We start from the raw sequence: 20,920 nt of genomic DNA, 5'->3' as shown, positions 1-20,920 counted from the left end.
CGAGGGCACGACGGCGGTACGCGAGGCTCTACCTCGCGGCGGACCCGGGGGACGACGACGGCCGGCCACCCCCGAGGGGGGCGACCGGCCGTCGGCGAGCACGCCGGTCGTGCCTGTCGAGACCACCGAGGGTGTCGACGGCCCGACCGCCGGGGCGTCAGCCCTGGAAGCGCGGGAAGGCGCTGCGGCCGGCGTAGCGGCCGGCGTCGTCCAGGGCCTCCTCGATGCGCAGGAGCTGGTTGTACTTGTTGATGCGCTCGCCGCGGGCGGTGGCGCCGGTCTTGATCTGGCCGGCGTTCGTGGCGACGGACAGGTCCGCGATGGTGGTGTCCTCGGTCTCGCCGGAGCGGTGCGAGGTCATCGTGGTGAAGCCGTTGCGCTGCGCGAGCGTCACGGCGTCGAGGGTCTCGGTGAGCGTGCCGATCTGGTTGAGCTTGACCAGCAGGGAGTTCGCGGCCTTGAGCTCGATGCCCTTGGCGAGGCGCTCGGGGTTCGTGACGAACAGGTCGTCGCCGACGACCTGGACCTTGTCGCCGACCTCGGAGACGAACTGCGACCAGGCGCCCCACTCGTCCTCGGACAGCGGGTCCTCGATGGAGACGATCGGGTAGTTCGCGACCATGCTCTCGTAGAGCTTGATCATGTCCTCGGTCGAGTGCACCTCGCCGTTCTTGAAGCGGTACGCGCCGTCGGAGAAGAACTCGGTGGCGGCGACGTCCATCGCGATGGCGACGTCGCTGCCCGGGGCGAAGCCGGCCTTCTCGATGGCCTCGACGATGAGGTCGAGGGCGGCGACGTTCGACGGCAGGTCGGGGGCGAAGCCGCCCTCGTCGCCGAGCCCCGTGGCGAAGCCCTTGCTCTTCAGCACGCTCTTGAGGGCGTGGTAGACCTCGGTGCCCGACCGCAGGGCCTCCTTGAAGGTGCCCGCGCCGATCGGCGCGATCATGAACTCCTGGAAGTCGACGGTCGAGTCGGCGTGGGAGCCCCCGTTGATGATGTTCATCATCGGCACGGGCAGCACGTGGGCGTTCGGGCCGCCGATGTAGCGGAACAGGTCCAGGCCGGCGCTCTTCGCGGCGGCCTTCGCGACGGCGAGCGAGACGCCGAGGATCGCGTTGGCGCCGAGCTTGCCCTTGTTCGGGGTGCCGTCCAGCTCGATGAGCGTCTGGTCGATGATGCGCTGCTCCTCGGCGTCGTAGCCGATGAGCTCCGGGGCGATGTCGTCGATGACGGCGTTCACCGCGCCCTCGACGCCCTTGCCCAGGTAGCGACCCTTGTCGCCGTCGCGACGCTCGACGGCCTCGAACGCGCCGGTCGAGGCGCCCGACGGGACCGCCGCGCGGGCGAAGGTGCCGTCGTCCAGCGCGATCTCCACCTCCACGGTGGGGTTGCCGCGCGAGTCGAGGATCTCGCGTGCTCCAACGGCTTCGATGCTTGCCACGGGTGCTCCTTCAGACGGGGGCTCGCGGGCGACCGTGCGGTCACCTCCGGGCAGATGTCGCGCCCGAGACCGCAGTAGGCCCGCGACGGTGCTGGGTTGACGGTCCCACCCTAGACCGGCACCGCGCCGGTAGCGCCCTCGACCACGTGGCGGGCAGCCGGACCCGACTAGCCTGAGACCGGTGGACGGTTTCTGGGACTTCGTCGGCTCCTACTGGTGGCTCGTCTTCCCGTTGAGCGGCATCGTGGGCGGCTGGATCGGGGGCGCCCAGAAGTGGGACGAGCGGCGTCGCCGGGACAAGATCGAGCTGTACCGGCTGAAGCACGCCGAGGAGCGGGCCACCGAGCAGGCGGACGAGGCGCTCGCCAGCGAGATCGAGCGGGTGATCGCCGAGCACGACGAGACCGAGCGACGCTGGCTCGACTACGAGCTCGACGCCGTCAAGGTGCTCGAGTACCCCGTCATGACGGACATGCGCGAGCAGGTCACGGTCGACTTCCACCGGGCCCGGCGGGACGCTGTAGGGCTCCGCCCCGACGACCCGCAGGAGCTCCGCGACCGCCGGCGGCTCGACCGGTACCGCGAGGCCGTGCGCGAGTACCAGGTCCGGTTCGACGTCGCCGAGCGCGAGGCGCGACGCCGTCGTGCCTCCGACTTCTCCACGACGGAGCGCCAGGCCCTGGATCGGGCGAAGAAGCTGCTCGCGATCGCCGACGACGAGGGCGCCACCCGCGCCGAGCGGCAGTCGGCCTACCGCCGGGCGACCAAGGAGCTCGAGGGCATCATCGCGCTTCCGGACGCCGCCACCGACGCGATGGAGCAGCGCATCGCCGGCCTGCTCGGACCGGGCGCGGAGCAGGGCGCGGAGCAGGGCGCGGAGCAGGGCGCGGAGCAGGGCGCGGAGCAGGGCGCGGAGCAGGGCGCGGAGCAGGGCGCGGAGCAGGGCGCGGAGCACGACGTCGAGCACGACGCCGGCGGTCCCGGGGACGAGTCACCCCGGCGCTGACGCCGCGGTCGCGGGCTTTCCGGTCGTGCCCGGCGGTCACGGCCCGGCGGCTCTCGGCAGCTTCTCCGCGGCCGCGCGCCGCACCGGCGCCGGCAGCCGGTCGCCGAGCCGGTCGAGGAAGGCACGCACGGCCGCGGGGTCTGCACCGCCGGCGTGCCGCAGGGCGATGCCGACCGGCTTGCGCACCACGGGGTCGGCGTCGTCGGCGAGCAGCTCCGCGAGCCGCAGGAGGTCGGCGATCCCCGCCGGGTGCGGCGGGCGTGTGTATGCGAGCGGCGCGGTCATCGCCGTGCGGCGGCGCAGGGGGTCGTCCGAGCGCGCGAGCTCGAACAGCGGCGCCCGCGACCGGTCACGCAGGAACGCTCCGACGACGCGCGGCGCCGCCCGGTCGACCATGTCCCAGGTGTCGATGCGGTCGTGCCGGTCGAGGTAGAGGCGGTAGCGCGCCTCGCGCTCGTCGTCCGCGGCGCGCGGGCGACGGACGGCGAAGTCGAGGACGCAGAACGCGGCCAGGCGCGGCTCGTACCCGGGCTCGTCGAGCAGGCGGTGCACCTCGTCCAGGGGCAGCGCGGTGTAGCACTTCGCGATGTCGAAGAGGGTCCCCATCCGCACGCCCAGGACCTCGCCGTCGCCGGCGTAGTGCCGGTTCGGGTGCGCGGCCGGGTCGGCGGCCGCGCGCAGGTCGGCGACGAGGGCGTCGGCGGTGAGCTCCACGCCGCCCACGCTACGCGGCGGTGCGACTCGCACCCAGGAGGCCTTCAGCCGACTCCCTGATCTGCGGATTCACAGGATCGCCACAGGCTCGCGGCAGGACCGCCCCAGCCGGCGGCCCTAGGTTTCCGCTCGTCCGCGGCAGCGCTGCCAGGCGTGCACCGTCCCCGTTCGTCCCCCGCACCTCCCGAGGAGCCTCATGTTCGTCACCTATCTGCGCCGCGAGCTGCGACACCGGCGCAAGCAGACCGTGGTGGTCGCGATCGGGCTGGCCGTCGCGATCGCGCTGGTCATGGTCGTGTCCTCCGTGTCCGCGGGCGTCCGCGACGCCCAGGCCTCCGTGCTCGAGTCCGTCTACGGCGTCGGCACCGACGTCACCGTCACGCAGGCCCAGGAACCGGGCGGTGGCGGCGGGCCGGGCCGCTTCGAGTTCGACGCAGAGGACGGCGAGACGGGCGGCGAGGCCGACGGGGAGGGCACCCGCACGCTCGACCAGGACCGGCTCGACGTGGCGCGCGGATCGGCGTCGTTCGACGCCGAGGCCCTGAGCACCGTCGAGGGGGTCGACCACGTGACCGGTGCCGCGGCGACGCTCACGCTGGAGAACACGTCGTTCTCCGGCGAGATGCCGGACTTCGACGCCATGCGCGAGCAGCAGGGCGCGGGCGGGGCGCAGGACGACATGCAGGGCGGAGCCGACGGAACGCAGCAGCCGCCGACCGGCGGCGCGGACGGCGCCGGCGGCAGCGCGTTCGAGGTGGACAGCCTCACCGTGACCGGCGTCGACCCCGCCGCCGACGCCGTCGGCCCGCTCACGACCGTCGAGGTCGCCGACGGGCGCAGCCTCGAGGCTGCCGACGCCGGGACGTCCGACGACGGATCGGACGCCGCGAAGGTCGCCGTCCTCGACGCGACGTACGCCGAGCAGGAGGAGCTCGCCGTCGGCGACACGGTCACGGTGGGCGGCACGGACCTCGAGGTGGTCGGCACCGTCACGTCGACGACCGGCGAGGGCGTCGCCACGGCGTCCGACGTGTACGTGCCGCTGACCCTCGCGCAGACGCTCGCGGACCTCGCCGGACAGGTCACCGACCTGTACGTGTCCGTCGACTCGGCCGACAACGTCGACGCCGTCGCGGACGGCATCGCCGCCGCGCTGCCCGACGCGTCGGTCAGCACACAGTCCGACCTGGCCGGCGACGTGACCGGCTCGCTGTCCACGGCGTCGTCGCTCGTGTCGACGCTCGGCACCTGGCTGAGCGGAGTCGTGCTCGTCGCCGCGTTCGGCCTCGCGATCCTGTTCACCGTCTCGGGCGTGAACCGCCGCACCCGCGAGCTCGGCACGCTCAAGGCCATCGGCTGGGCGAAGCGCCGCGTCGTCGGCCAGGTGGCCGGCGAGTCCGTGGTGCAGGGCCTCATCGGCGGCGTCGCGGGCATCGTGCTCGGCGGTGTCGCCGTCCTGGCCATCAACCTGGCGGGCATCACCCTGTCCGGATCGTCCGGGGCCGGCGGGTTCACCTTCGGCGGACCCGGCGGTGGCGGCCAGGGCGGCGCCGGCGTCCAGCCGGCCGACGGCGCGATGCCCGGAGGCGGCGGTGGCGGTGGCGGCCCGTTCGGCCAGGCCGCCGACGCCGCGAGCAGCGCGGTCGACGTCGTCCTGCACGCCCCGGTGTCGGTATGGGTGGTCCTCGCGGCCGTCGGGCTCGCCGTGCTGGGCGGCTTGCTCGCCGGCGTCGTCGGCGGGGGCCGGGCCGCGCGCCTGCGGCCCGCCGAGGCGCTGCGGTCGCTCGCCTGACCACCGCCGGTCTCGACCCTTCGGCCACCTCAGGACGACGCAGCTCAACCCGCGAGAGAAGGATCCTCATGTACCAGCTCGAGAAGCTCACGAAGACCTACACCGGCAAGCGCACCGTGCACGCGCTGAAGGACGTCAGCCTGGAGATCGGCGACGGCGAGCTCGTCGCCATCCAGGGCCCCACCGGCGGCGGCAAGTCCACGCTGCTGCAGATGCTCGGCGGTCTGGACCGCCCGACGTCCGGCAGCGTCAGGCTCGCCGGGGAGGACCTGGCCGCACTGGACGACCGCGGCCTGACCCGCGCCCGCGCGCAGCGGCTGGGATTCGTGTTCCAGCACTTCAACCTCATCCCCACGCTCACCGCGGCGGAGAACGTCGAGACCGCGCTGGTCCCGGCCAAGGTGCCGGCGGCCGAGCGCTCCCGGCGGGCGCTCGAGGCGTTGGCGTCGGTCGGCCTGGCCGAGCGCGCGGACCACCTCCCCGGCGAGCTGTCCGGCGGTCAGCAGCAGCGCGTCGCGATCGCCCGGGCCCTGGTCAAGGAGCCGACCGTGCTCCTCGCCGACGAGCCCACCGGCAACCTCGACGAGGCCACCCGCGACGAGATCGTCGACCTCCTCGAAGGGCTCTGGAAGGAGCAGGGGCTGACCGTCATCCTGGTCACCCACGACTCCGTCGTCGCCCGCCGTGCGCAACGCCGCCTGCGCATCGCGGCCGGGAAGGTCACCGAGGTGGCCTGAGCCCCGCGACCTCGCCGGGCGCTCCGGCACCGAGGGCGGGCACGCGCGGCACGACCGTCGCGCGTGCCAGCCCCCGTGGTCGGCGCGCGGCCGACGGCTGGCACGTCGTCGGAGCAGCGCAGATCAGAACGGCGGAGGCCCCGGGTCGGGCGGCTCTACGTCCGGCGTTCCCATACCCGGCGGCTCCAGATCCGACCGTTCCCGGTCTTCCGGCTTCGACAGCCCGGCGCGTGCCGGTCCAAGGCTCGGTCGCCCGAGGCTCGGCGGTCCCGGGTCACGCAGGGCCCGGTCGCCGGCGGTGGGGTCACCGGCGTGCAGGTCGTCGACCGCGACGCGGTCGTGATGGACGCGTCCGGTGGGTGAGGTCCAGGTCAGAGTGCCGTCGTGGCGAACCACCCGCCACCGCGTCTGGTGCTTCATGACGTGATGGCGACGGCACAGGTGAGCCAGGTTGTCCGCGGTGGTGCGCCCGCCGTCGGCCCATGCGGTGACGTGGTCGACGTCGCACGCGGCGGCCTTGCGGGTGCAGCCGGGGAAGCGGCACACCCGGTCGCGCGCCCGCAGGAGGGTGCGCAGCGCGGCGGGGACGGTGTAGGTGCCGGGGTCGGTCGCCAGCACGCGCCCGTCGACGGGGTCGACGAGCAGGCGCCGCAGGGAACGGGCGTTCGCGGTCAGTCGGGCGGCGGTGTCGGCATCGACGGGGCCGTACCCGTCGAGGTCGGCCGGCGCGTCGCCACCGAGCAGGGCGGACACGGGAACCGTCACGTGCACGGTCGGGGTGATGCGCCGCGCGAGCTCGGCCAGACCGGGCATCGGACCCAGGACGCCGGCGCCGGACTCCCCCGCCACGCCCTCGGTGGCTCCCTGCCCGTCAAGGCCGGTGGCCCCGGCGGCCCTGGCGGCCTTTCCGGTGGCTCCGGGCCGGTCGAGCCCGGCAACCCCTGCTGCCTTCCCTGCGGATCCGGACCGGTCGACCCCGGCGATTCCGGCGCCGTCGACGCCGGCGATCAGCAGGGCGACGAATGTGTCGGCGCGCAGCTGGTCCAGCGTCCGCCAATCGCCGATGGCTCTGCCCGAGACGTTGCCGAGGCCGCCGCCGGTCACGCCCCCTGCGCGCTTGAGCTCGCGGGCGGCGCGGGTGAGACGGTCGTGGATCGCGTGCGCGAACGCGGCCGGCACGTGCGCAGTGAGCCAGGCCATGCCGTCCTTGCCGGGATCGACGTAGACGGCACGCTTCTCGGCCGCGGCCCGGTGCCGCTCCGCCACCGGCCGGGGGTGGGCCAGGTCGCGCGCCCGCCGAAGCCGCTTGCGCAGCTGCGTGAGGGTCGCCTCCGCAGCGGCAGGCAGCACCGCGGCCTGCACGCGGGCGCGGGCCTCGCCGCCGTCGTCGCACCGGCCGGGCAGGTCGGCCAGGACGTCCGCGATCGCCCGGGCGTGCGCGGCGGAGAACCCGCCCCGGCACAGCTCGACCAGCGTCGACGTGACCGGCCGCGACCCCTCGTCGGCGCCAGGGTGCTCGGCGGCCCCGCACAGCTCCACGGCCAGGTCGCTGGCCTCGGTCAGGGTGCGAGCCGTGTCGACCAGGAGGGAGGCCTGCTCCTCCGACAGCCGCAGCGCGGTGCCCAGGTCTGCGGTGAACGCCCTCTCCGCGAGGTCGTGGCGCCGCACCGCAGAGGCACGACGCAGCTCAGGGTCCGAGTCGTCCAGCAGCGCGGCCTCGCATCGGGCCGCCGCGCGCCGGGCCCGCTCCACCGCGAGCAGCTTGCGGCCCTCCAGCGCGTCGATCCGCTCCTGGATCGCGACCACGTCGTCGATCGCCGCCGACACGTCAAGCACCGTCGGTGCCGGCCCGGGGTCCACCAAGCGTGCGACATCGCCAGGCCCGAGCTCACCGCCCGTCCTCCCGCCGTCGGGGACCCGACCGCTCCCGGGCAACGCCGCGCGCGGGAACGGCGCGGGCGCGAACGACTCCGGCACGCCCTCCGCGCCGTCGTCGCCGCGCCCCGCTCCATCGTCGAACATGTGTACGATTTTATCGGTGAGCGCGAGCCGAAACAAGGGGCATGACGGGGATGTGGACAAGACGTCGACACTGGTCACAGGACTATTGGCCCACCCCGCAGCCGCCGGGCCGAGGCCGCACGGCCTTCGTCAGGACACGCCTCGAGTCCGCTCGAACACCTCGGGCAGCACGGCGACGAACTCGTCGAAGTGGCTGTACCAGACGGAGTGCGCGGCGCCGCGGATGCTGCGCACGTCGACACCGCGCCGCGCCAGACGACGCACGTCGTCGTCGCCGACGAATGCGCTCGGGTCGGCCCGCACGACGATCGACCCGGGCGCCGGATCCCATGCCCCACCAGGACCGGCGGCGACGGAGGCGGCCGTGGCGGCGTCGAACCGCTCCGCGGCCACGCCCTCGACGACGCAGTCCCGTTCGCTGTACTGCGGACGCGTCGCCCGCAGCCGGTCAACGGTCCGCTCCCGGCGGTCCCGCTCGTACGACGCCGTCACCTCCGCATGGTCCAGCCCGCCCGCGAGCGCGAACGCCGCATCCACGTAGACGGCGCGACCCGGATCGATCCGTGCGGCCGCGGCCGCGAGCACCAGCCCGCCGTACGAATGCCCTATCGCCAGCGCCGCCCCCTGCGGGGCGAGGTGCTCGACCGTCTCGGCGACGGCGTCGGCGGCCCGCTCCACCGTCAGCCCCGGGTCGCGCGGCGACCGCCCGTGCCCGGGCAGGTCGAGCGCGAGCACGCGGTAGCCCCTCGCCACGAGCAGCGGGACGACCCGCCACCAGCTCTCGGCCGAGCCCAAGTGGCCGTGCACGAGCACCGCGACCTCGTGCGCCTCCCCCAGGTCCTCGGCATGCAGCAGCATCGGGCCATCCAAGCAGCTCTGCGACTCCTGGCTAGGCTCGGCCCATGGCAGCGGTCAGGACGGCCGACCTGCTGGCCGGGCTGTCCCGGCAGGCCGACCTGGGTTTCGGGCTCCCGATCGGGACGGCGGGGCGCTCGTGCGTCCTGGCAAGCAGGCTCGCGCTGGCATGCGGTCTCGGCCCCGACGACGTTCGGTCGGCGTACTACACGGCTCTGCTGCACCACGTCGGCTGCGTCGGTTTCGCGCGTGAGACCGCACGGCTGTTCGGCGACGACCTGGTGGTCAACGCGGCCGCCGGCCGCACCGACACCGCGTCGGCTCGGGACGTCCTCACGACCTTCGTCCCGACGCTCGCGCGGGGCCTCCCCGGGGCCGCGGCGAGGGCCGCCCTCGTCGCGATCACGCGCGGCGCCCGCTGGGGCGACGCGTACACGACCGCGGCCTGCGAGGTGGGGCGCGAGTCGGCGTGGCGGCTGGGGCTGCCCGACGACGTCGCGGCGAGCCTGTTCCACGTGTACGACCTGTGGCGCGGCGAGCGTCGGGCGGGCCGCCCCGGCGGGGACGACATCCCCGTCGGCGCGCGCATCGCCCGGTTGACCGGCGTCGCCGCGCTGTTCGAGTCGATCGGCGGCGCCGACCTCGCCGTCCGGGCGGTGCGCCGGCGGGCGGGCGGCATGCTCGACCCCGCGCTCGCGGCCCGATTCGACGGCGCTGCGGCGGGGTGGTTCGCCGACCTCGCCACCGCGGACCTCCGCCGCGCGGCCCTCGCGGCCGAGCCGGAGCCGCACGTGACGGCGTCCGACCTGCGACCGGTCGCCCGCGTCTTCGGCGACCTCGCCGATCTGAAGAGCACGTACCTGGCGGGCCACTCCCGCGCGGTCGCGGCGCTGGCTCGCGACGCCTCCGTGCGGCTCGGGCTCCCGGACGCGACGACGGCGGGCCTGGAGCTCGCCGGGCTCCTGCACGACGTCGGCCGCGTCGGGGTGTCGGGCGCCATCTGGGACAAGACCGCCCCGCTGGACGACGACGAGTGGGAGCAGGTGCGCCTGCACCCCTACTACACCGAGCGCATCCTGGCCGGGTCCGCCGAGCTGTCCCGGCTCGCCGGCCTCGCCGGGCGCCACCACGAGCGCCTGGACGGCAGCGGGTTCCACCGCGGGTGCTCCGCCGACGACCAGCCGACGGCGGCGCGCGTCCTGGCGGTCTCCGACCGGTACCGGTCGCTCACCGAGGCCCGGCCGCACCGGCCGGCGCTGGACCCCGACCAGGCCGCCCACCGCGTGCTCGACGAGGCTCGCCGCGGCCGGCTCGACGCCGACGCCGCGCGGGCGATGCTCGCCGCGGCCGGCCGTCCCGTGCCGGCGTCCCTCCGTCCACCCCACCCGAACGGGCTCACCGGCCGGGAGGTCGAGGTCCTCCGCCTGGTCGCGCAGGGCTGCAGCAACGCCGAGGTCGCCCGCCGGCTCGTCATCTCCCGGCGCACCGCCGAGCACCACGTGCAGCACGTCTACGCGAAGATCGGCACGTCCAGCCGCGCGGCGGCCGCGCTGTTCGCCGTCGAGCACCACCTGCTGCGCTGAGGCCCGCCCCAAGATGGGCAGCACTACCGATGCGGCGACGGCGCGCGCCCGGCGACGCTGGTGCTCCCGAAGGATCCCGCGAAGGAGCATCCGATGACGACCGCGACCCAGCCCGACCTCGTCCGCGCGACCTCCCCGGACGGCACGCGGATCGCGGTGTTCGTCTCCGGCCGCGGGCGCCCGCTCGTCCTCGTGCCCGGCACGACGTCCGACCACACCACCTGGCGTCTCGTGGCCCCGCTGCTCGCTGACCACGTCGCCGTGCACGCCGTCGACCGGCGCGGCCGCGGTCTCAGCGGCGACGCCGGGGCCTACTCGCTCCCGGCGGAGCACGACGACGTCGCCGCCGTCGTCGACGCGGCGGCCGCCGCATGGGGAGGGCCGGTGGACCTGCTGGGACACTCCTACGGCGGCAACGTCGCGTTCGGCGCGGCCCTGCGCACCGGAAACGTGCGCCGCCTCCTGCTGTACGAGGGGTGGCCGGTGCCGGACGTCGCGCACCGCCGCTACCCGCCCGAGCTGCTGGCGCGGCTCGACACCCTGCTCGCGGCCGGGCGGCCCGAGGCGATGCTCGAGCTGTTCTGCCGCGAGATCGCGATGATGACGCCGGCCGAGGTCGCAGCGATCAAGGCCGCGCCGACCTGGTCCGCCCGGGTCGCCGCCGCGCCCACCGTGCCACGGGAGGTGTGGGCCTTCGGCGAGCACGCGTTCGACCCCGCCGACGCCGCGCGGATCCGCGTCCCTGTCCTGCTGCTCGTGGGCGGCGAGAGTCCCGCCGAGATCGCGGCCGACCCCGAGGTCGTCGCCGCCGCCCTCCCGGACGCGCGCATCCGCGTCCTGCCCGGTCAGGCGCACGTCGCGCACCTGACCGCGCCGGAGGTCCTGGCCGCGGAGGTCCTGGCGTTCCTCGCCGACCAGGTCAGTCGTCGAGACTTCCCATCGTCAGGTTGAGCGTCGTCCCGGTCAGGCCGCTCGCCCGGTCCGACGCGGCGAACGCGGCGACCTCCGCCATCTCGGCGAGCGTCATGAGCCGCCGGGGGTGGGTCCTGCTCGCAAGCTGCTCCTGCCAGGCCTCCCAGGTGAGGCCCGTCGCCGCGGCGCGCGGCTCGAACGCCTCCCGGATGGTGCTCGACTCCGGCATCGCCTGCGGACGGAGCCCGACCACGCGGATGCCGTGGGGCGCGAGCTCGGCCGACAGACCCCGGGTGAGCGCCTCCTTGGCGGCCTGCGCCGGGCCGTACCCGCCTACCAGCGAGGTGCCGGTGCGCCCCAGCAGCGCGGTGACGGTCATGATGACGCCCGACCCCTGCGGCAGCATCCGGCGCGCCGCGAGCCGGGCCGTGAGGAAGTACGACGTCGCGTAGTCGGCCACGGGCCCCGAGAACCGCTCGGCCTCGAGGTCGACGAGCGGGACGCCGACGACGGTCTGGTCCGGGATGCCGACGGCGTTGAACGACACGTCGAGCCGTCCCGACGCCTCGACCACCGACCGCAGGTGCGCATCGACGGCCTCCTCGTCGAGCGCGTCGACCACGGCCACCTCCGCGACCCCGCCGCGGGCGACGACGTCCCGTGCCACGTCCTCCATCGGCAGGCGTCGACGCCCGGCGAGGTGGACGTGCGCGCCCTCGCGCGCAAACGCGCGGGCGACCGCCCCGCCGATGGAGCCGCCGGCCCCGTAGACCACTGCGATCCTGTCCTCCAGCAACATGGTGCCCTCTCCTTCCGGGCGCCTCGGCACCCGACTCGTGCAACCGACGGCCCGGAACGGCCGGCATTCCGTACCGACACCGCAGGACGGCGAAAGTGGGCAACCCGTCCCTACACTCGGGAGCGACGGGCGACGGGCGCGGAGACGGGGCGCGGGATGGACGACGTGGCCGACCTGCTCGCGCGAGCAGGCGCAGGAGACGATGACGCCTTCGGCGCGCTGTGCGAGCCCTACCGGCGCGAGCTGCTGGTCCACTGCTATCGCATGCTCGGTTCGCCGGAGGACGCCGAGGACGCGCTGCAAGAGACGCTCGTCGCGGCCTGGCAGGGCCTCGCGGACTTCGAGCAGCGCGCGTCCGTCCGCACCTGGCTCTACCGGATCGCCACCCGCCGGTGCCTCAACGCCCTCCGGGCAGCACGCCGGCGCCCGGCCAAGGCGTGGGACGTGCCCGGCGTCGACCCTCCCGAGCCGACCCGCCACGGCGAGGCCGTGTGGCTCAGGCCGCTCCCCGACGCTCTCCTGGCCGGGGCGCCGGGCGAGCCGCCGGGGCCGGAGGCGCGGTACGAACGCCGGGAGTCCACGTCGCTCGCGTTCGTCACGGCGCTCCAGCTGCTCCCCCCGCGCCAGCTCGCCGTGCTGGTGCTGCGCGACGTCGTCGGGTATCCCGCCCGCGAGGTGGCCGCCATCACGGGGACGACGGTCGGTTCGGTGACGAGCGCGCTCCGGCACGCCCGCGCGACGCTGCGCCGTCGCGCGCACCTGCACGACCCGCCGCCGGCGCCCCGCTCGGCCGCCGAGGCGGCCGTCGTCGACCGGTTCGTCCGCGCCTACGAGTCGGCCGACCTCGAGGCGCTCGTCACGCTGCTGACGGACGACGTCGTCGCGGCGATGCCACCGATGCCGTTCGAGTACGTCGGCCGCGAGGCGGTGGCCGCGCTCTTCGAGGCGATCTTCCGCGCAGGACGCCGGTTCGACCTCGTAGGCACCCGTGCGAACGGCCAGCCGGCGTTCGCCGCGTACCTTCGCGCGCCCGGCGGGGGCGGGCGGCCGGCCACCGGACTCATCGTCCTGGGCCTGACGGCCGAACGGGTCGGGGCCGTGACGCGGTTCGACGCCGACGTGCTGCCCGCGTTCGGGCTGCCTCCCGGCCTGCCGCACGCGCCCTCGGCGCCCGCGCCGTAGACGCCGGCGACCGGCGGCCGCCGACGGCGCCCGGGTCACCGCTCCGCGAGCGCCTCCAGCTCCCGGCGCACGTGCGCCATCGACGGCCGCGCGGCGGGGTCGAACGCCGACATCGCCGTCACGAGGTCGCCGAGCCGGGCCGGCACGCGCCGCCGTCGCGAGAGCGGGACCGGCGCCTCGAGCGGGCCGTGGCCCTCGCGGTACCGCCCGTCGTCGCCCACGGGGTACGGGTCGTCGTCGGCGGCGGCCTCGAGCAGCAGCAGGCCCAGTCCCCAGACGTCGGTCGCGGGCGAGACCTGCTCGCGCCGCGCCTGCTCCGGCGAGACGTACCCCGGCGTGCCCCGCGCCGACCGCCAGACCCTCGGCGGCCCGGCGAGCGACAGGTCGATGAGCCGCGCGAGCCCCTGGGCGTTGACGGCGTTGGCCGGCTTGAGGTCGCCGTGCACGATGCCGCGGGAGTGCAGGTAGACCAGCGCGGAGGCGAGCTGGCGCCCCAGCTCGGCGACGTCGCGCACCGCGAGCGCACCGTTCTCGTCGAAGAGATGGTCCAGCGTCTGCCCGGTGAGCGTCTCGAGCACCACGGTGGGGCGGTCGACCTGCGGCACCTCGTACGCCCGCACGATGTGCGGGTGCGTGAGCGTCAGCAGCATCCGGCCCTCACGCAGCAGGCGTCGCCCGGCCTCCGCCGCCGCGCCCGGGCGGGTGCGCTTCACGACGACCGGGCAGGCCCGCTCGTCGCTCCACGCGTCGTAGACGTCGAACGACGTGCCGCGGTGCACGAGCCGGCGCAGCCGGTACCCCGGCACGGCGGGGGCGCTCATCGGGCCACCCCCGTCGTCGACCCGGCACCCTGGGCCCCGCCCGGTGCCGCGGCAGCCGACCCGGCCGGCGAAGGGTCCGGAGACGCGTCCGGCGAAGAGGCCGGCGAGGGCACGACCGTGCCGCGCTCGATCGTCACGACCTCGTCCGCCTCGGCGAGCACGGCGGGGTCGTGGCTGGCGACCACGACGCTACGGTCGTCGGCCAGCCGCCGCAGCGTGGCGAGCAGCCGCTGGGCGGCGGCCGCGTCCAGGCCGGTCGTGGGCTCGTCGAGCACGAGCACGCGCGAGTCCACCAGGAGCGCCCGGGCGAGCGCGATGCGCTGCCGCTGGCCCCCGCTGAGCGAGCGCCCGCGCTGCCCCAGCCGCGCGTCGAGTCCCGCGGGGAGCGCCCGCACGGCGTCGTCGAGACCCGCCATCGCGAGCGCCTCCCATACCTCGTCGTCGGTCGCTCCCGGCCGGGAGAAGGTGACGTTGTCGCGGACGCTGGCGTCGAGCACGGGGGCCTCCTGGAGGAGCACGGTGATGTTCTCGCGGACGGTCTGCAGGCGCAGGTCGCGCAGGTCCACGCCGTCGAGCGTGACGCTGCCGGTGGGCGTGTCCGACAGCCGCCCGAGCAGGCGCACGAGCGTCGACTTGCCGCTGCCGCTCGCGCCGGCGAGCGCGACCATGCGCCCCGGGACGAGGGTGAGGTTGACGCCCGTCAGGGCCGGCGCCGCGGCCCCGTGGTAGGTGAAGGACGCGTCGTTGACGCGCACCCGCCCCTCGACGTCGTCGAGGGCGACGGGGTCGGCCGGCTCGGCGAGCCCGGTCGGCAGGTCGAGCACCTCGAGCACGCGCTCGGTGCCGGCGACGGCCGACGCGACGGACACGACCAGGTCGCCCAGCTCCCGCATCGGGCGCACGAGCTGGGACAGGTAGGTGAGGAAGACCAGCAGGCCACCGAGGGTGAGCCGCCCCTCGGCGAGCGCCCAGATGCCCAGCCCGATGACGGCCAGCAGGCCGGCGAGCTCGAGCAGGTCGACGACGATCGGGTAGGTGGCCCGCAGGCGGGCGGCGCCGAGCTCGGCGGCCACGACGGCGCGCCCCTCGCGCTCGAACTTCTCCTGCTCCTCGCGCTCGCGCCCGTGCACCTGCACGAGGCTCAGCGCGGCGAGGCTCTCCTCCGCGACGGCCGTCATCGAGCCGGTGCGGCGCCGCTTCTCCTTGGCGACCTTCTTGAACCGGCGGGCGAAGCGGTCCGACGCCCACCAGAACAGCGGCGCGACGACGAACGCGACGAGCGCGAGCTGCCAGTCGAGGAGCATCATCGCGCCGCCGTACAGCAGCAGGCGCGCCAGCGCCCCGGCGCCGTCGACCGCGCCGAGCAGCAGCGTCTCGACGGACCGGACGTCGCGCGTGAGGCGGGTGAGGACGTCGCCCGCGCGCTGCTGGTCGGCGACGTCGGACGGGACCTTGTGCAGGTGGGCGAGGACGCGGCGGCGCAGGTCGAGGGAGACGTGCTCGCTCAGCCAGGCGGACGCGACCTCGTCGACCCAGCTCAGCAGGCCGCTGAGCAGGGCGAGGGCGACGTAGAGCCCGGCGATCGCCAGCAGCGGGCTCACGTCCACGGGCACCAGGACGTCGTCGACGACGCGCTGGAAGAGCCAGATCTCGACGGTCTCGATGCCTGCCACCGCGACGGTGAGCAGGACGAGGAGCGTGAGGACGGGTCCGCGACCGGACAGCTCCGGCCGGAGCCGGCGCAGCACGTCGCGGAACGGCACGGTCGGCGCGTCGGCGATCAGGCCGGTGCCCTCGGCCCGCGGCCGGACGAGCGAGTCGAGGCGCGCGCGCAGCGCCCGCACCGCGGTGCCCGGACGGCGCGCGCCAGAGCGCCCCGGCCGCACGCGGCGGCCGGGACGCTCGGGCGTGTCTGCAGACATGACGGGCCGTCGTCAGCTCGAGCTGCGGTTGCGACGACGACGGTTGCGGTTGCGACGGCGGTTGCGACGGCGACGACGCCTCACCTTCGACGAGTCGCTGCTGTTGTTCTTCGCCCGACGCTTGGCGGGCGTCACCGCCGTGAACAGACCGGAGCGTGCCATGGGATTCCCCTCCTCATGTCCGGTCAGACCCTGTGCCTGACCATGGCCCTGACTCTGCGGGCCCTCTCTGAGGGGTGTGTGAGGTCCCTGTGAGACGTCTCTCACCTGACGTTCACCTGGCGTTCGCACGACCAGGCGCACGACCAGGCGCACGACCAGGCGCACGACCAGCCGCAGGCCTGTGCGAGCGGGTGATTGACGACCCGACGACTGTCCCCGGTCGGCCGCGGTTCCTAGAGTCGACGGTATGAGCCACGGGCTGGGCACGGCACGGGCGTCCGCAGAGCTCGACCGGCGTCTCCTCGAGGCCAGGCTCACGGTGCCCCGCCCGCGCGCGGGGACGGTGAGCCGCGCCGCCCTGATCGACGCGACCCGGGCCAGCCTGCGCCGGGTCGTCGCCGTGACCGCGCCGGCCGGCTACGGCAAGTCGACGCTGCTGGCGCAGTGGGCGGCGCAGGACGACCGACCGGTCGCGTGGGTGTCGCTCGACCGGCTCGACGACAACCCGCAGCACCTGCTCATCGCGCTCGCCACCGCGTGCGCGCCGTTCCTGCCCGGGCAGCCGGACCTGATTCCGGCCATGACCGGACCGGACGTCTCGGTGCTCGGCCGCGGGGCGCCCCGGCTGGCGTCGGCGCTGCGCTCCAGCGCCCTGCCGTTCCTCCTCCTGCTGGACGACCTGCACGTGGTCCGTTCCCCCGCCTGCCACGACGCGCTCGGCCTCGTGATCGCCGGCATCCCGGCCGGGTCGCAGCTCGTCGCCGCAAGCCGTGCCGAGCAGCCGCACGTGCCGCGGCTGCGCGCGTCGGACGACGTCGTCGAGATCGGCGCGCGCGACCTCGCGCTCGACGTCGCCGGCACCGAGCGGGTGTTCGCGGCCTCGCACGTCCCCGTCACGCGGGAGGTCGCCGCCGCGGTGACGGCGCGGACGGAGGGCTGGCCCGCGGGGGTGTACCTGGCGTCGCTCGTCGCCCGGCACGGCGGCGGCCCGCCGGACGTGCCGGTCACGGGCGCCGACCCCTACATCGCCGACTACCTGCAGCGCGAGACGTTCCGGCGGCTGCCCGCGGCGACGCGGCGGTTCCTGCGCCGCACCTCCGTGCTGGAGATCCTGTCCGCGCCGCTGTGCGACGCCGTCGTCGACGACGGCACGGCGCAGCGCGACGGCACGGCACAGCGGCTGCTGCGCCGGCTCGAGGCGTCGAGCATGTTCCTCGTGCCCCTCGACCGGCGGCGCGAGCTGTACCGGTACCACGCCCTCTTCCGGGAGTTCCTGCTCGGCGAGCTGGCCGACGCCGAGCCTGGGCTCGCCGACACTTTGCGGGTCCGCGCGGCCGACTGGTTCGAGGCCCACGGCTCCCCCGAGCAGGCGGTCGAGCACCTGCTCCCCACGCCCGAGCACGACCGCTGCGTCCGCCTCGTCACGGGGATCGTCATGACGGCCTTCCAGGCGGGCCGCATCGCGACCGTCGAGCGGTGGCTGCGGGCGCTGGGCGACGACACCGTCGCCGGCTACCCGCCGCTCGCGGTGCTCGCCGGCTATGTCGCGGTGTACGAGGGGCGGGCACTTGACGCGGAACGCTGGGGCGCCGTGGCGGACGCTGCGTCGCACGACGGCGAGACGGCGGACGGGACCGCCTCGTTCGACTCCGCGCGCGCCATGTACCGCGCGCTGCGCTGCCCCGACGGTCCGCAGCGGATGATCGACGACTCCCGCCGCGCTCTCGCCGAGGAGCCGGGGTGGGGCGGGTGGCGCGACACGGCGCTCGCCCTCGCGGGCGACGCGCTGCTGCTCACCGGCGACGTCGCGGGCGCGACGCGGCACCTGGAGGAGGCCGTCGCCGCGGCGCTCGCCGTCGGGAACGGAGACACCCTCGTGTACGCCGCGGCACTGCTCGCGCAGCTCGACATGGACCACGACCGCTGGGACGACGCGGTCGGGCGCGTCGCGCTCGCCCTGGACACCGTGCGCGAGCACCGGATGGACGACTACCCGACCAGCGCCCTCGGCTATGCGGCCGCCGCCCGCCTCGCGCTCCACCTGGGGGACGTGGACGAGGCGCACCGGCGACTGACGCAGGGGATGCGGGCGCGGGTGTTCTGCACCTACGCCTTCCCCACCCTCGCCGTCCGGGTGCGCCTCCAGCTCGCGCGCGCGAGCTGGTCGACGGGCGACGTCTCGACCGTCCGGCACCTCCTCCGCGAGGTCGACGACGTCCTGCTGCACCGCCCCACGCTGGGGGCGCTGGTCGACGAGGCGCACGACCTCCGCGCCGCGGTGGGTGCGGGAGCACGCCTCGGGGTGCCCGGCAGCCCCGGAGCACCCCTCACGCCCGCCGAGCTGCGGCTCCTGCCCTACCTGCAGACGCACCTGACGATCCGGGAGATCGCGGAGCGCCTGTTCGTCACCCGAAACACGGCCAGCTCCCAGGTCGGGTCGATCTACCGCAAGCTCGGGGTCGCCTCACGAAGCGGCGCCGTCGACCGCGCCACCGCGATGGGCCTGCTCGGCTCGTGAGGGCTCGGGACCCTCGCAAACCTCAGCCCGGCGAGTCCGCGCCGAACGGGTCGTGCCCCAGCGCCAGCGCCAGCTTGGGCGCCGCCGCCACGACACCGGGCAGGCCGACGATCGGCACGACCGCGGCGAGCACGTCGACGATCTCGGCCGTCGTCGCGCCCGCGCTGACGGCCTCGTCCACCAGGCTCCCGTACGTGGGCTCGGCCCCGCCCACCGCGACGAGCGCGGCGAGTCGGGCGACCGCGACCGTCCTGGCGTCGAGCGCGGTCGGCTCGACCTGCTGGTCGACGTCGAGGCTCGGGTCGTTCACGGCGAAGCGCCGCAGTCGGTCGACGTAGTCCACAGGTCCGCCTCTCCGCGTCGGGACGACCGTCCCACCCATTGACGCGCACCGGCGGGCCGGGCCGCATCACCCCGATCGCGTGAAGCCGGGTCCGCCGACCGTGCGGGGCAACTTCACGCACTCTGCGTGACGACGCGGGGCGGTCCGGCGGCACAGGCTGCGGTCAGGGCCGCGACGCACACGGCCCCTACCTGCAAGGAGGGCAGTCGCGTGGACAGCTTCATGGACTGGTTCTGGCTCATGCTCTGGTGGTTCGCGTTCGTCATGTACCTCATGGTGCTGTTCCACATCATCGGCGACCTGTTCCGGGACCACGAGCTGAACGGCTGGTGGAAGGCCCTCTGGATCGTCGTGCTCATCGCCGTCCCGTTCCTGTCGGCGCTGGTCTACCTCATCGCCCGCGGCCGCGGGATGGCCCAGCGGCAGGCGGCAGGCGCGCGCGCAGCCCGCGCCGAGACCGACGCCTACATCCGCGCCACCGCCGGCGGGACGTCGGCCGCGTCGCAGATCACGGAGGCCAAGTCCCTGTACGACGCAGGCGTGATCGACGACCAGGAGTTCGCCGCCCTCAAGGCGAAGGCGCTGGGCTGACGGGTGAAGGCGCCGGGCTGACGGGCGGGCGGGCCATCAGCTCGAGGAGCGCCACGACCGCACCCGCGATGACGGCGGTGCCGATCACGAGGCCCGCCGTGGGGTTTGCCGCGAGCAGCAGGACCAGGGCGGCGACCGCGATCACCACGCCGCGGGCGAAGCCGCGGTGCTGCCCGAGCCACGAGCCCACCGGCCCGGTCGACCAGCCCCGGCGCTCGCCCCAGGCGCGTGCCCGGGTGAGCCCGCCGGCGGCTCCGGAGCGCAGGCTGCGCGCGGACGCGCTCTCCCCGCCCAGCTAGGCCGCCAGCGCGACGACCAGGCCGAGCACGCCGACCGTCCGCAGGGTGACCCGCAGGGGCTGCGACGTAGCGGTCGGTGTCGGTCAGCTGGCCCTTCGCCCAGGCCGCGATCGCGCCCGCCGGCGCCAGCAGCGTGCCCAGCACGACGAGGGCGACGGCGGTCGTGCTCCGCCACCGGTGCCCGGCGGGCGGCGGCCCGCCCGGCGCTGGCCCGGCCGGCCCGGGTCCTCTCCCGGCGCCGTCGGTCCCCTCCTCGAGGCGGCGACGGAGGTCCGCGTTCTCCCGCTCGAGCTCGGCGATCCGCGCCGCGACGACGGACGGGTCGGCCGTCGGTCCGGGCTCGTGGGCGCGGGTCGACTCGTCCATGAGCACCTCCACCTCCCAGCCCACGAGGGGCCATCTCGACGCTAGGGACCGCGTCGACACGTCGCATCACCCAGAAGAGGTGACGGGCTCCTCCTCCGCGCGCTCCGCGACCAGCGCCGCGAGCGCCGTGGCCGTCTTGGTCTCCTGAGGCGCTCCGAGGTCGATGCCGTGGCCGGCGAGAAGGACCTTCGTCTCCGCGGCAGCCTGGAACGCCGCATCGGGCGCCGCCTTCGTCGACAGCTCGAGGATCCGGGCGCCGCCCGGGAGCACCCACAGCTCGGCGACCATCCGCCGCCGATGACCCGGCGGCGAGAACCGGCACTTGAGCAGGTTCACGGGGCCGAGGACGGCCAGGTCGGCGAGGCGGACGCCCTCCGGCAGGCGCTCGTCCAGCACCGTGCGCTGCGTGCCGTCGAGCAGATCGGACAGGGTGCGCGAGCCGCCCAGCAGCTTCCTCACCTTCCCGTCCGGCACCTCAGCCGTCAGGGAGCACGAGCACGTGTAGCCGGCCGGCGACGCGTCCACCTCGACCTTGAAGCCGTCGCGGCCGCGCAGGTCCTCGGGCACGTCCGCCGGCAGCATCGGGCGCAGCTTCACGGTCAGGTCCCCGGGCTTGCGCTGGGTCCGGCGGGCGCGGACCACGACGCCCGCGGCGGAGAGCCGCAGGTCCGGGGTGTCGACGAACGCGACCTGCCGGACCACCGCGTCGAGGGGGTCGATGCCCAGGGCCCGCACGGCGGAGCGCTGGTCGTCGTCGGGGACGGTGAGCTTGAGCTCGACCGCGTCCACGTCGGGCAGGATCGCCAGCACGCCCGCGAGCTGCTCGGCGTCATACGTCGGGACGACTGCCATCAG

The 20,920-nt window shown here is 75.2% G+C and carries 17 protein-coding genes; 8 read left to right on the top strand and 9 right to left on the bottom strand.

The window, feature by feature from the left end; genetic code table 11:
* Positions 1-157: 157 nt before the first annotated feature.
* A complete protein-coding gene (gene eno / locus ABD254_RS15155; protein ID WP_344249265.1) occupies positions 158-1,441 on the bottom strand; it encodes a phosphopyruvate hydratase in 1,284 nt (427 codons plus the stop codon).
* Positions 1,442-1,622: 181 nt separating this feature from the next.
* Here eno and ABD254_RS15150 point away from each other — a divergent pair, with 181 nt between their 5' ends.
* On the top strand, positions 1,623-2,447 hold the full coding sequence (locus tag ABD254_RS15150; protein WP_344249263.1) for a hypothetical protein: 825 nt from the start codon (positions 1,623-1,625) through the stop codon (positions 2,445-2,447).
* A 36-nt stretch (positions 2,448-2,483) separates the two neighbouring features.
* On the opposite strand, the gene ABD254_RS15145 is transcribed toward ABD254_RS15150, so the two are convergent.
* The gene (locus ABD254_RS15145; protein WP_344249261.1) at positions 2,484-3,161 is read right to left on the bottom strand and encodes a DNA alkylation repair protein; all 678 of its coding nucleotides are present in this window, start codon (positions 3,159-3,161) and stop codon (positions 2,484-2,486) included.
* 196 nt (positions 3,162-3,357) lie between these two features.
* On the opposite strand from ABD254_RS15145, the gene ABD254_RS15140 reads away from it, so the two are divergent.
* Complete coding sequence (locus tag ABD254_RS15140; protein WP_344249259.1) at positions 3,358-4,953, top strand: ABC transporter permease; 1,596 nt, start codon at positions 3,358-3,360, stop codon at positions 4,951-4,953.
* A 68-nt stretch (positions 4,954-5,021) separates the two neighbouring features.
* Positions 5,022-5,690: an ABC transporter ATP-binding protein gene (locus tag ABD254_RS15135; RefSeq protein ID WP_344249257.1), complete on the top strand. Its 669-nt coding sequence runs from the start codon at positions 5,022-5,024 to the stop codon at positions 5,688-5,690.
* Between the two features lie 123 nt (positions 5,691-5,813).
* Here the strand turns inward: ABD254_RS15135 and ABD254_RS15130 are convergent, their stop codons facing one another.
* Positions 5,814-7,712 carry an HNH endonuclease signature motif containing protein gene (locus ABD254_RS15130; RefSeq protein ID WP_344249256.1) on the bottom strand — a complete coding sequence of 633 codons (1,899 nt, stop codon included), beginning with the start codon at positions 7,710-7,712 and terminating at the stop codon, positions 5,814-5,816.
* A gap of 129 nt (positions 7,713-7,841) precedes the next feature.
* Complete coding sequence (locus ABD254_RS15125) at positions 7,842-8,570, bottom strand: alpha/beta fold hydrolase (protein ID WP_344249255.1); 729 nt, start codon at positions 8,568-8,570, stop codon at positions 7,842-7,844.
* Between the two features lie 44 nt (positions 8,571-8,614).
* Between ABD254_RS15125 and ABD254_RS15120 the strand changes: the two genes are divergently transcribed.
* Together ABD254_RS15120 and ABD254_RS15115 are read left to right on the top strand one after the other, a co-directional pair.
* Positions 8,615-10,150 carry an HD domain-containing phosphohydrolase gene (locus tag ABD254_RS15120; RefSeq protein WP_344249254.1) on the top strand — a complete coding sequence of 512 codons (1,536 nt, stop codon included), beginning with the start codon at positions 8,615-8,617 and terminating at the stop codon, positions 10,148-10,150.
* A gap of 93 nt (positions 10,151-10,243) precedes the next feature.
* The gene (locus tag ABD254_RS15115; RefSeq protein WP_344249253.1) at positions 10,244-11,101 is read left to right on the top strand and encodes an alpha/beta fold hydrolase; all 858 of its coding nucleotides are present in this window, start codon (positions 10,244-10,246) and stop codon (positions 11,099-11,101) included.
* On the opposite strand, the gene ABD254_RS15110 is transcribed toward ABD254_RS15115, so the two are convergent.
* On the bottom strand, positions 11,070-11,861 hold the full coding sequence (locus tag ABD254_RS15110; protein WP_344249252.1) for an SDR family NAD(P)-dependent oxidoreductase: 792 nt from the start codon (positions 11,859-11,861) through the stop codon (positions 11,070-11,072). The two genes, ABD254_RS15115 and ABD254_RS15110, sit on opposite strands and share 32 nt — an antisense overlap.
* A 156-nt stretch (positions 11,862-12,017) precedes the next feature.
* Here ABD254_RS15110 and ABD254_RS15105 point away from each other — a divergent pair, with 156 nt between their 5' ends.
* Positions 12,018-13,043: an RNA polymerase subunit sigma-70 gene (locus ABD254_RS15105; protein WP_344249251.1), complete on the top strand. Its 1,026-nt coding sequence runs from the start codon at positions 12,018-12,020 to the stop codon at positions 13,041-13,043.
* 35 nt (positions 13,044-13,078) lie between these two features.
* On the opposite strand, the gene ABD254_RS15100 is transcribed toward ABD254_RS15105, so the two are convergent.
* The gene (locus ABD254_RS15100; RefSeq protein WP_344249249.1) at positions 13,079-13,864 is read right to left on the bottom strand and encodes a serine/threonine-protein kinase; all 786 of its coding nucleotides are present in this window, start codon (positions 13,862-13,864) and stop codon (positions 13,079-13,081) included.
* The gene (locus ABD254_RS15095; protein ID WP_344249248.1) at positions 13,861-15,786 is read right to left on the bottom strand and encodes an ABC transporter ATP-binding protein; all 1,926 of its coding nucleotides are present in this window, start codon (positions 15,784-15,786) and stop codon (positions 13,861-13,863) included. The genes ABD254_RS15100 and ABD254_RS15095 overlap by 4 nt, the downstream gene beginning before the upstream one ends.
* A gap of 409 nt (positions 15,787-16,195) precedes the next feature.
* Between ABD254_RS15095 and ABD254_RS15090 the strand changes: the two genes are divergently transcribed.
* Positions 16,196-18,466 (top strand): helix-turn-helix transcriptional regulator, encoded by a 2,271-nt coding sequence (locus tag ABD254_RS15090; RefSeq protein ID WP_344249246.1) that lies wholly within the window; start codon positions 16,196-16,198, stop codon positions 18,464-18,466.
* Between the two features lie 22 nt (positions 18,467-18,488).
* Here ABD254_RS15090 and ABD254_RS15085 read toward each other — a convergent pair whose 3' ends face one another.
* A complete protein-coding gene (locus ABD254_RS15085) occupies positions 18,489-18,809 on the bottom strand; it encodes a carboxymuconolactone decarboxylase family protein (RefSeq protein ID WP_344249244.1) in 321 nt (106 codons plus the stop codon).
* Between the two features lie 210 nt (positions 18,810-19,019).
* Here ABD254_RS15085 and ABD254_RS15080 point away from each other — a divergent pair, with 210 nt between their 5' ends.
* On the top strand, positions 19,020-19,400 hold the full coding sequence (locus ABD254_RS15080) for an SHOCT domain-containing protein (RefSeq protein ID WP_425553805.1): 381 nt from the start codon (positions 19,020-19,022) through the stop codon (positions 19,398-19,400).
* 731 nt (positions 19,401-20,131) lie between these two features.
* Here the strand turns inward: ABD254_RS15080 and ABD254_RS15075 are convergent.
* A complete protein-coding gene (locus ABD254_RS15075; RefSeq protein ID WP_344249243.1) occupies positions 20,132-20,917 on the bottom strand; it encodes a CYTH domain-containing protein in 786 nt (261 codons plus the stop codon).
* Positions 20,918-20,920 lie beyond the last annotated feature (3 nt).

This window comes from Isoptericola hypogeus (assembly GCF_039531145.1).
In the GTDB taxonomy this organism is placed as follows: domain Bacteria; phylum Actinomycetota; class Actinomycetes; order Actinomycetales; family Cellulomonadaceae; genus Isoptericola; species Isoptericola hypogeus.
Note: the sequence above shows the minus strand (reverse complement) of the source record. Positions and strands in the feature narration are given on the sequence as shown.

Coding starts and splice junctions, on each gene's coding strand:
- ABD254_RS15120 (WP_344249254.1), top strand. CDS start 8,615: ATGGCAGCGGTCAGGACGGCCGACCTGCTGGCCGGGCTGTCCCGGCAG.
- ABD254_RS15075 (WP_344249243.1), bottom strand. CDS start 20,917: ATGGCAGTCGTCCCGACGTATGACGCCGAGCAGCTCGCGGGCGTGCTG.
- ABD254_RS15100 (WP_344249249.1), bottom strand. CDS start 13,864: ATGAGCGCCCCCGCCGTGCCGGGGTACCGGCTGCGCCGGCTCGTGCAC.
- ABD254_RS15140 (WP_344249259.1), top strand. CDS start 3,358: ATGTTCGTCACCTATCTGCGCCGCGAGCTGCGACACCGGCGCAAGCAG.
- ABD254_RS15105 (WP_344249251.1), top strand. CDS start 12,018: ATGGACGACGTGGCCGACCTGCTCGCGCGAGCAGGCGCAGGAGACGAT.
- ABD254_RS15095 (WP_344249248.1), bottom strand. CDS start 15,786: ATGTCTGCAGACACGCCCGAGCGTCCCGGCCGCCGCGTGCGGCCGGGG.
- ABD254_RS15135 (WP_344249257.1), top strand. CDS start 5,022: ATGTACCAGCTCGAGAAGCTCACGAAGACCTACACCGGCAAGCGCACC.
- ABD254_RS15115 (WP_344249253.1), top strand. CDS start 10,244: ATGACGACCGCGACCCAGCCCGACCTCGTCCGCGCGACCTCCCCGGAC.
- ABD254_RS15090 (WP_344249246.1), top strand. CDS start 16,196: ATGAGCCACGGGCTGGGCACGGCACGGGCGTCCGCAGAGCTCGACCGG.
- ABD254_RS15110 (WP_344249252.1), bottom strand. CDS start 11,861: ATGTTGCTGGAGGACAGGATCGCAGTGGTCTACGGGGCCGGCGGCTCC.
- ABD254_RS15130 (WP_344249256.1), bottom strand. CDS start 7,712: ATGTTCGACGATGGAGCGGGGCGCGGCGACGACGGCGCGGAGGGCGTG.
- ABD254_RS15125 (WP_344249255.1), bottom strand. CDS start 8,570: ATGCTGCTGCATGCCGAGGACCTGGGGGAGGCGCACGAGGTCGCGGTG.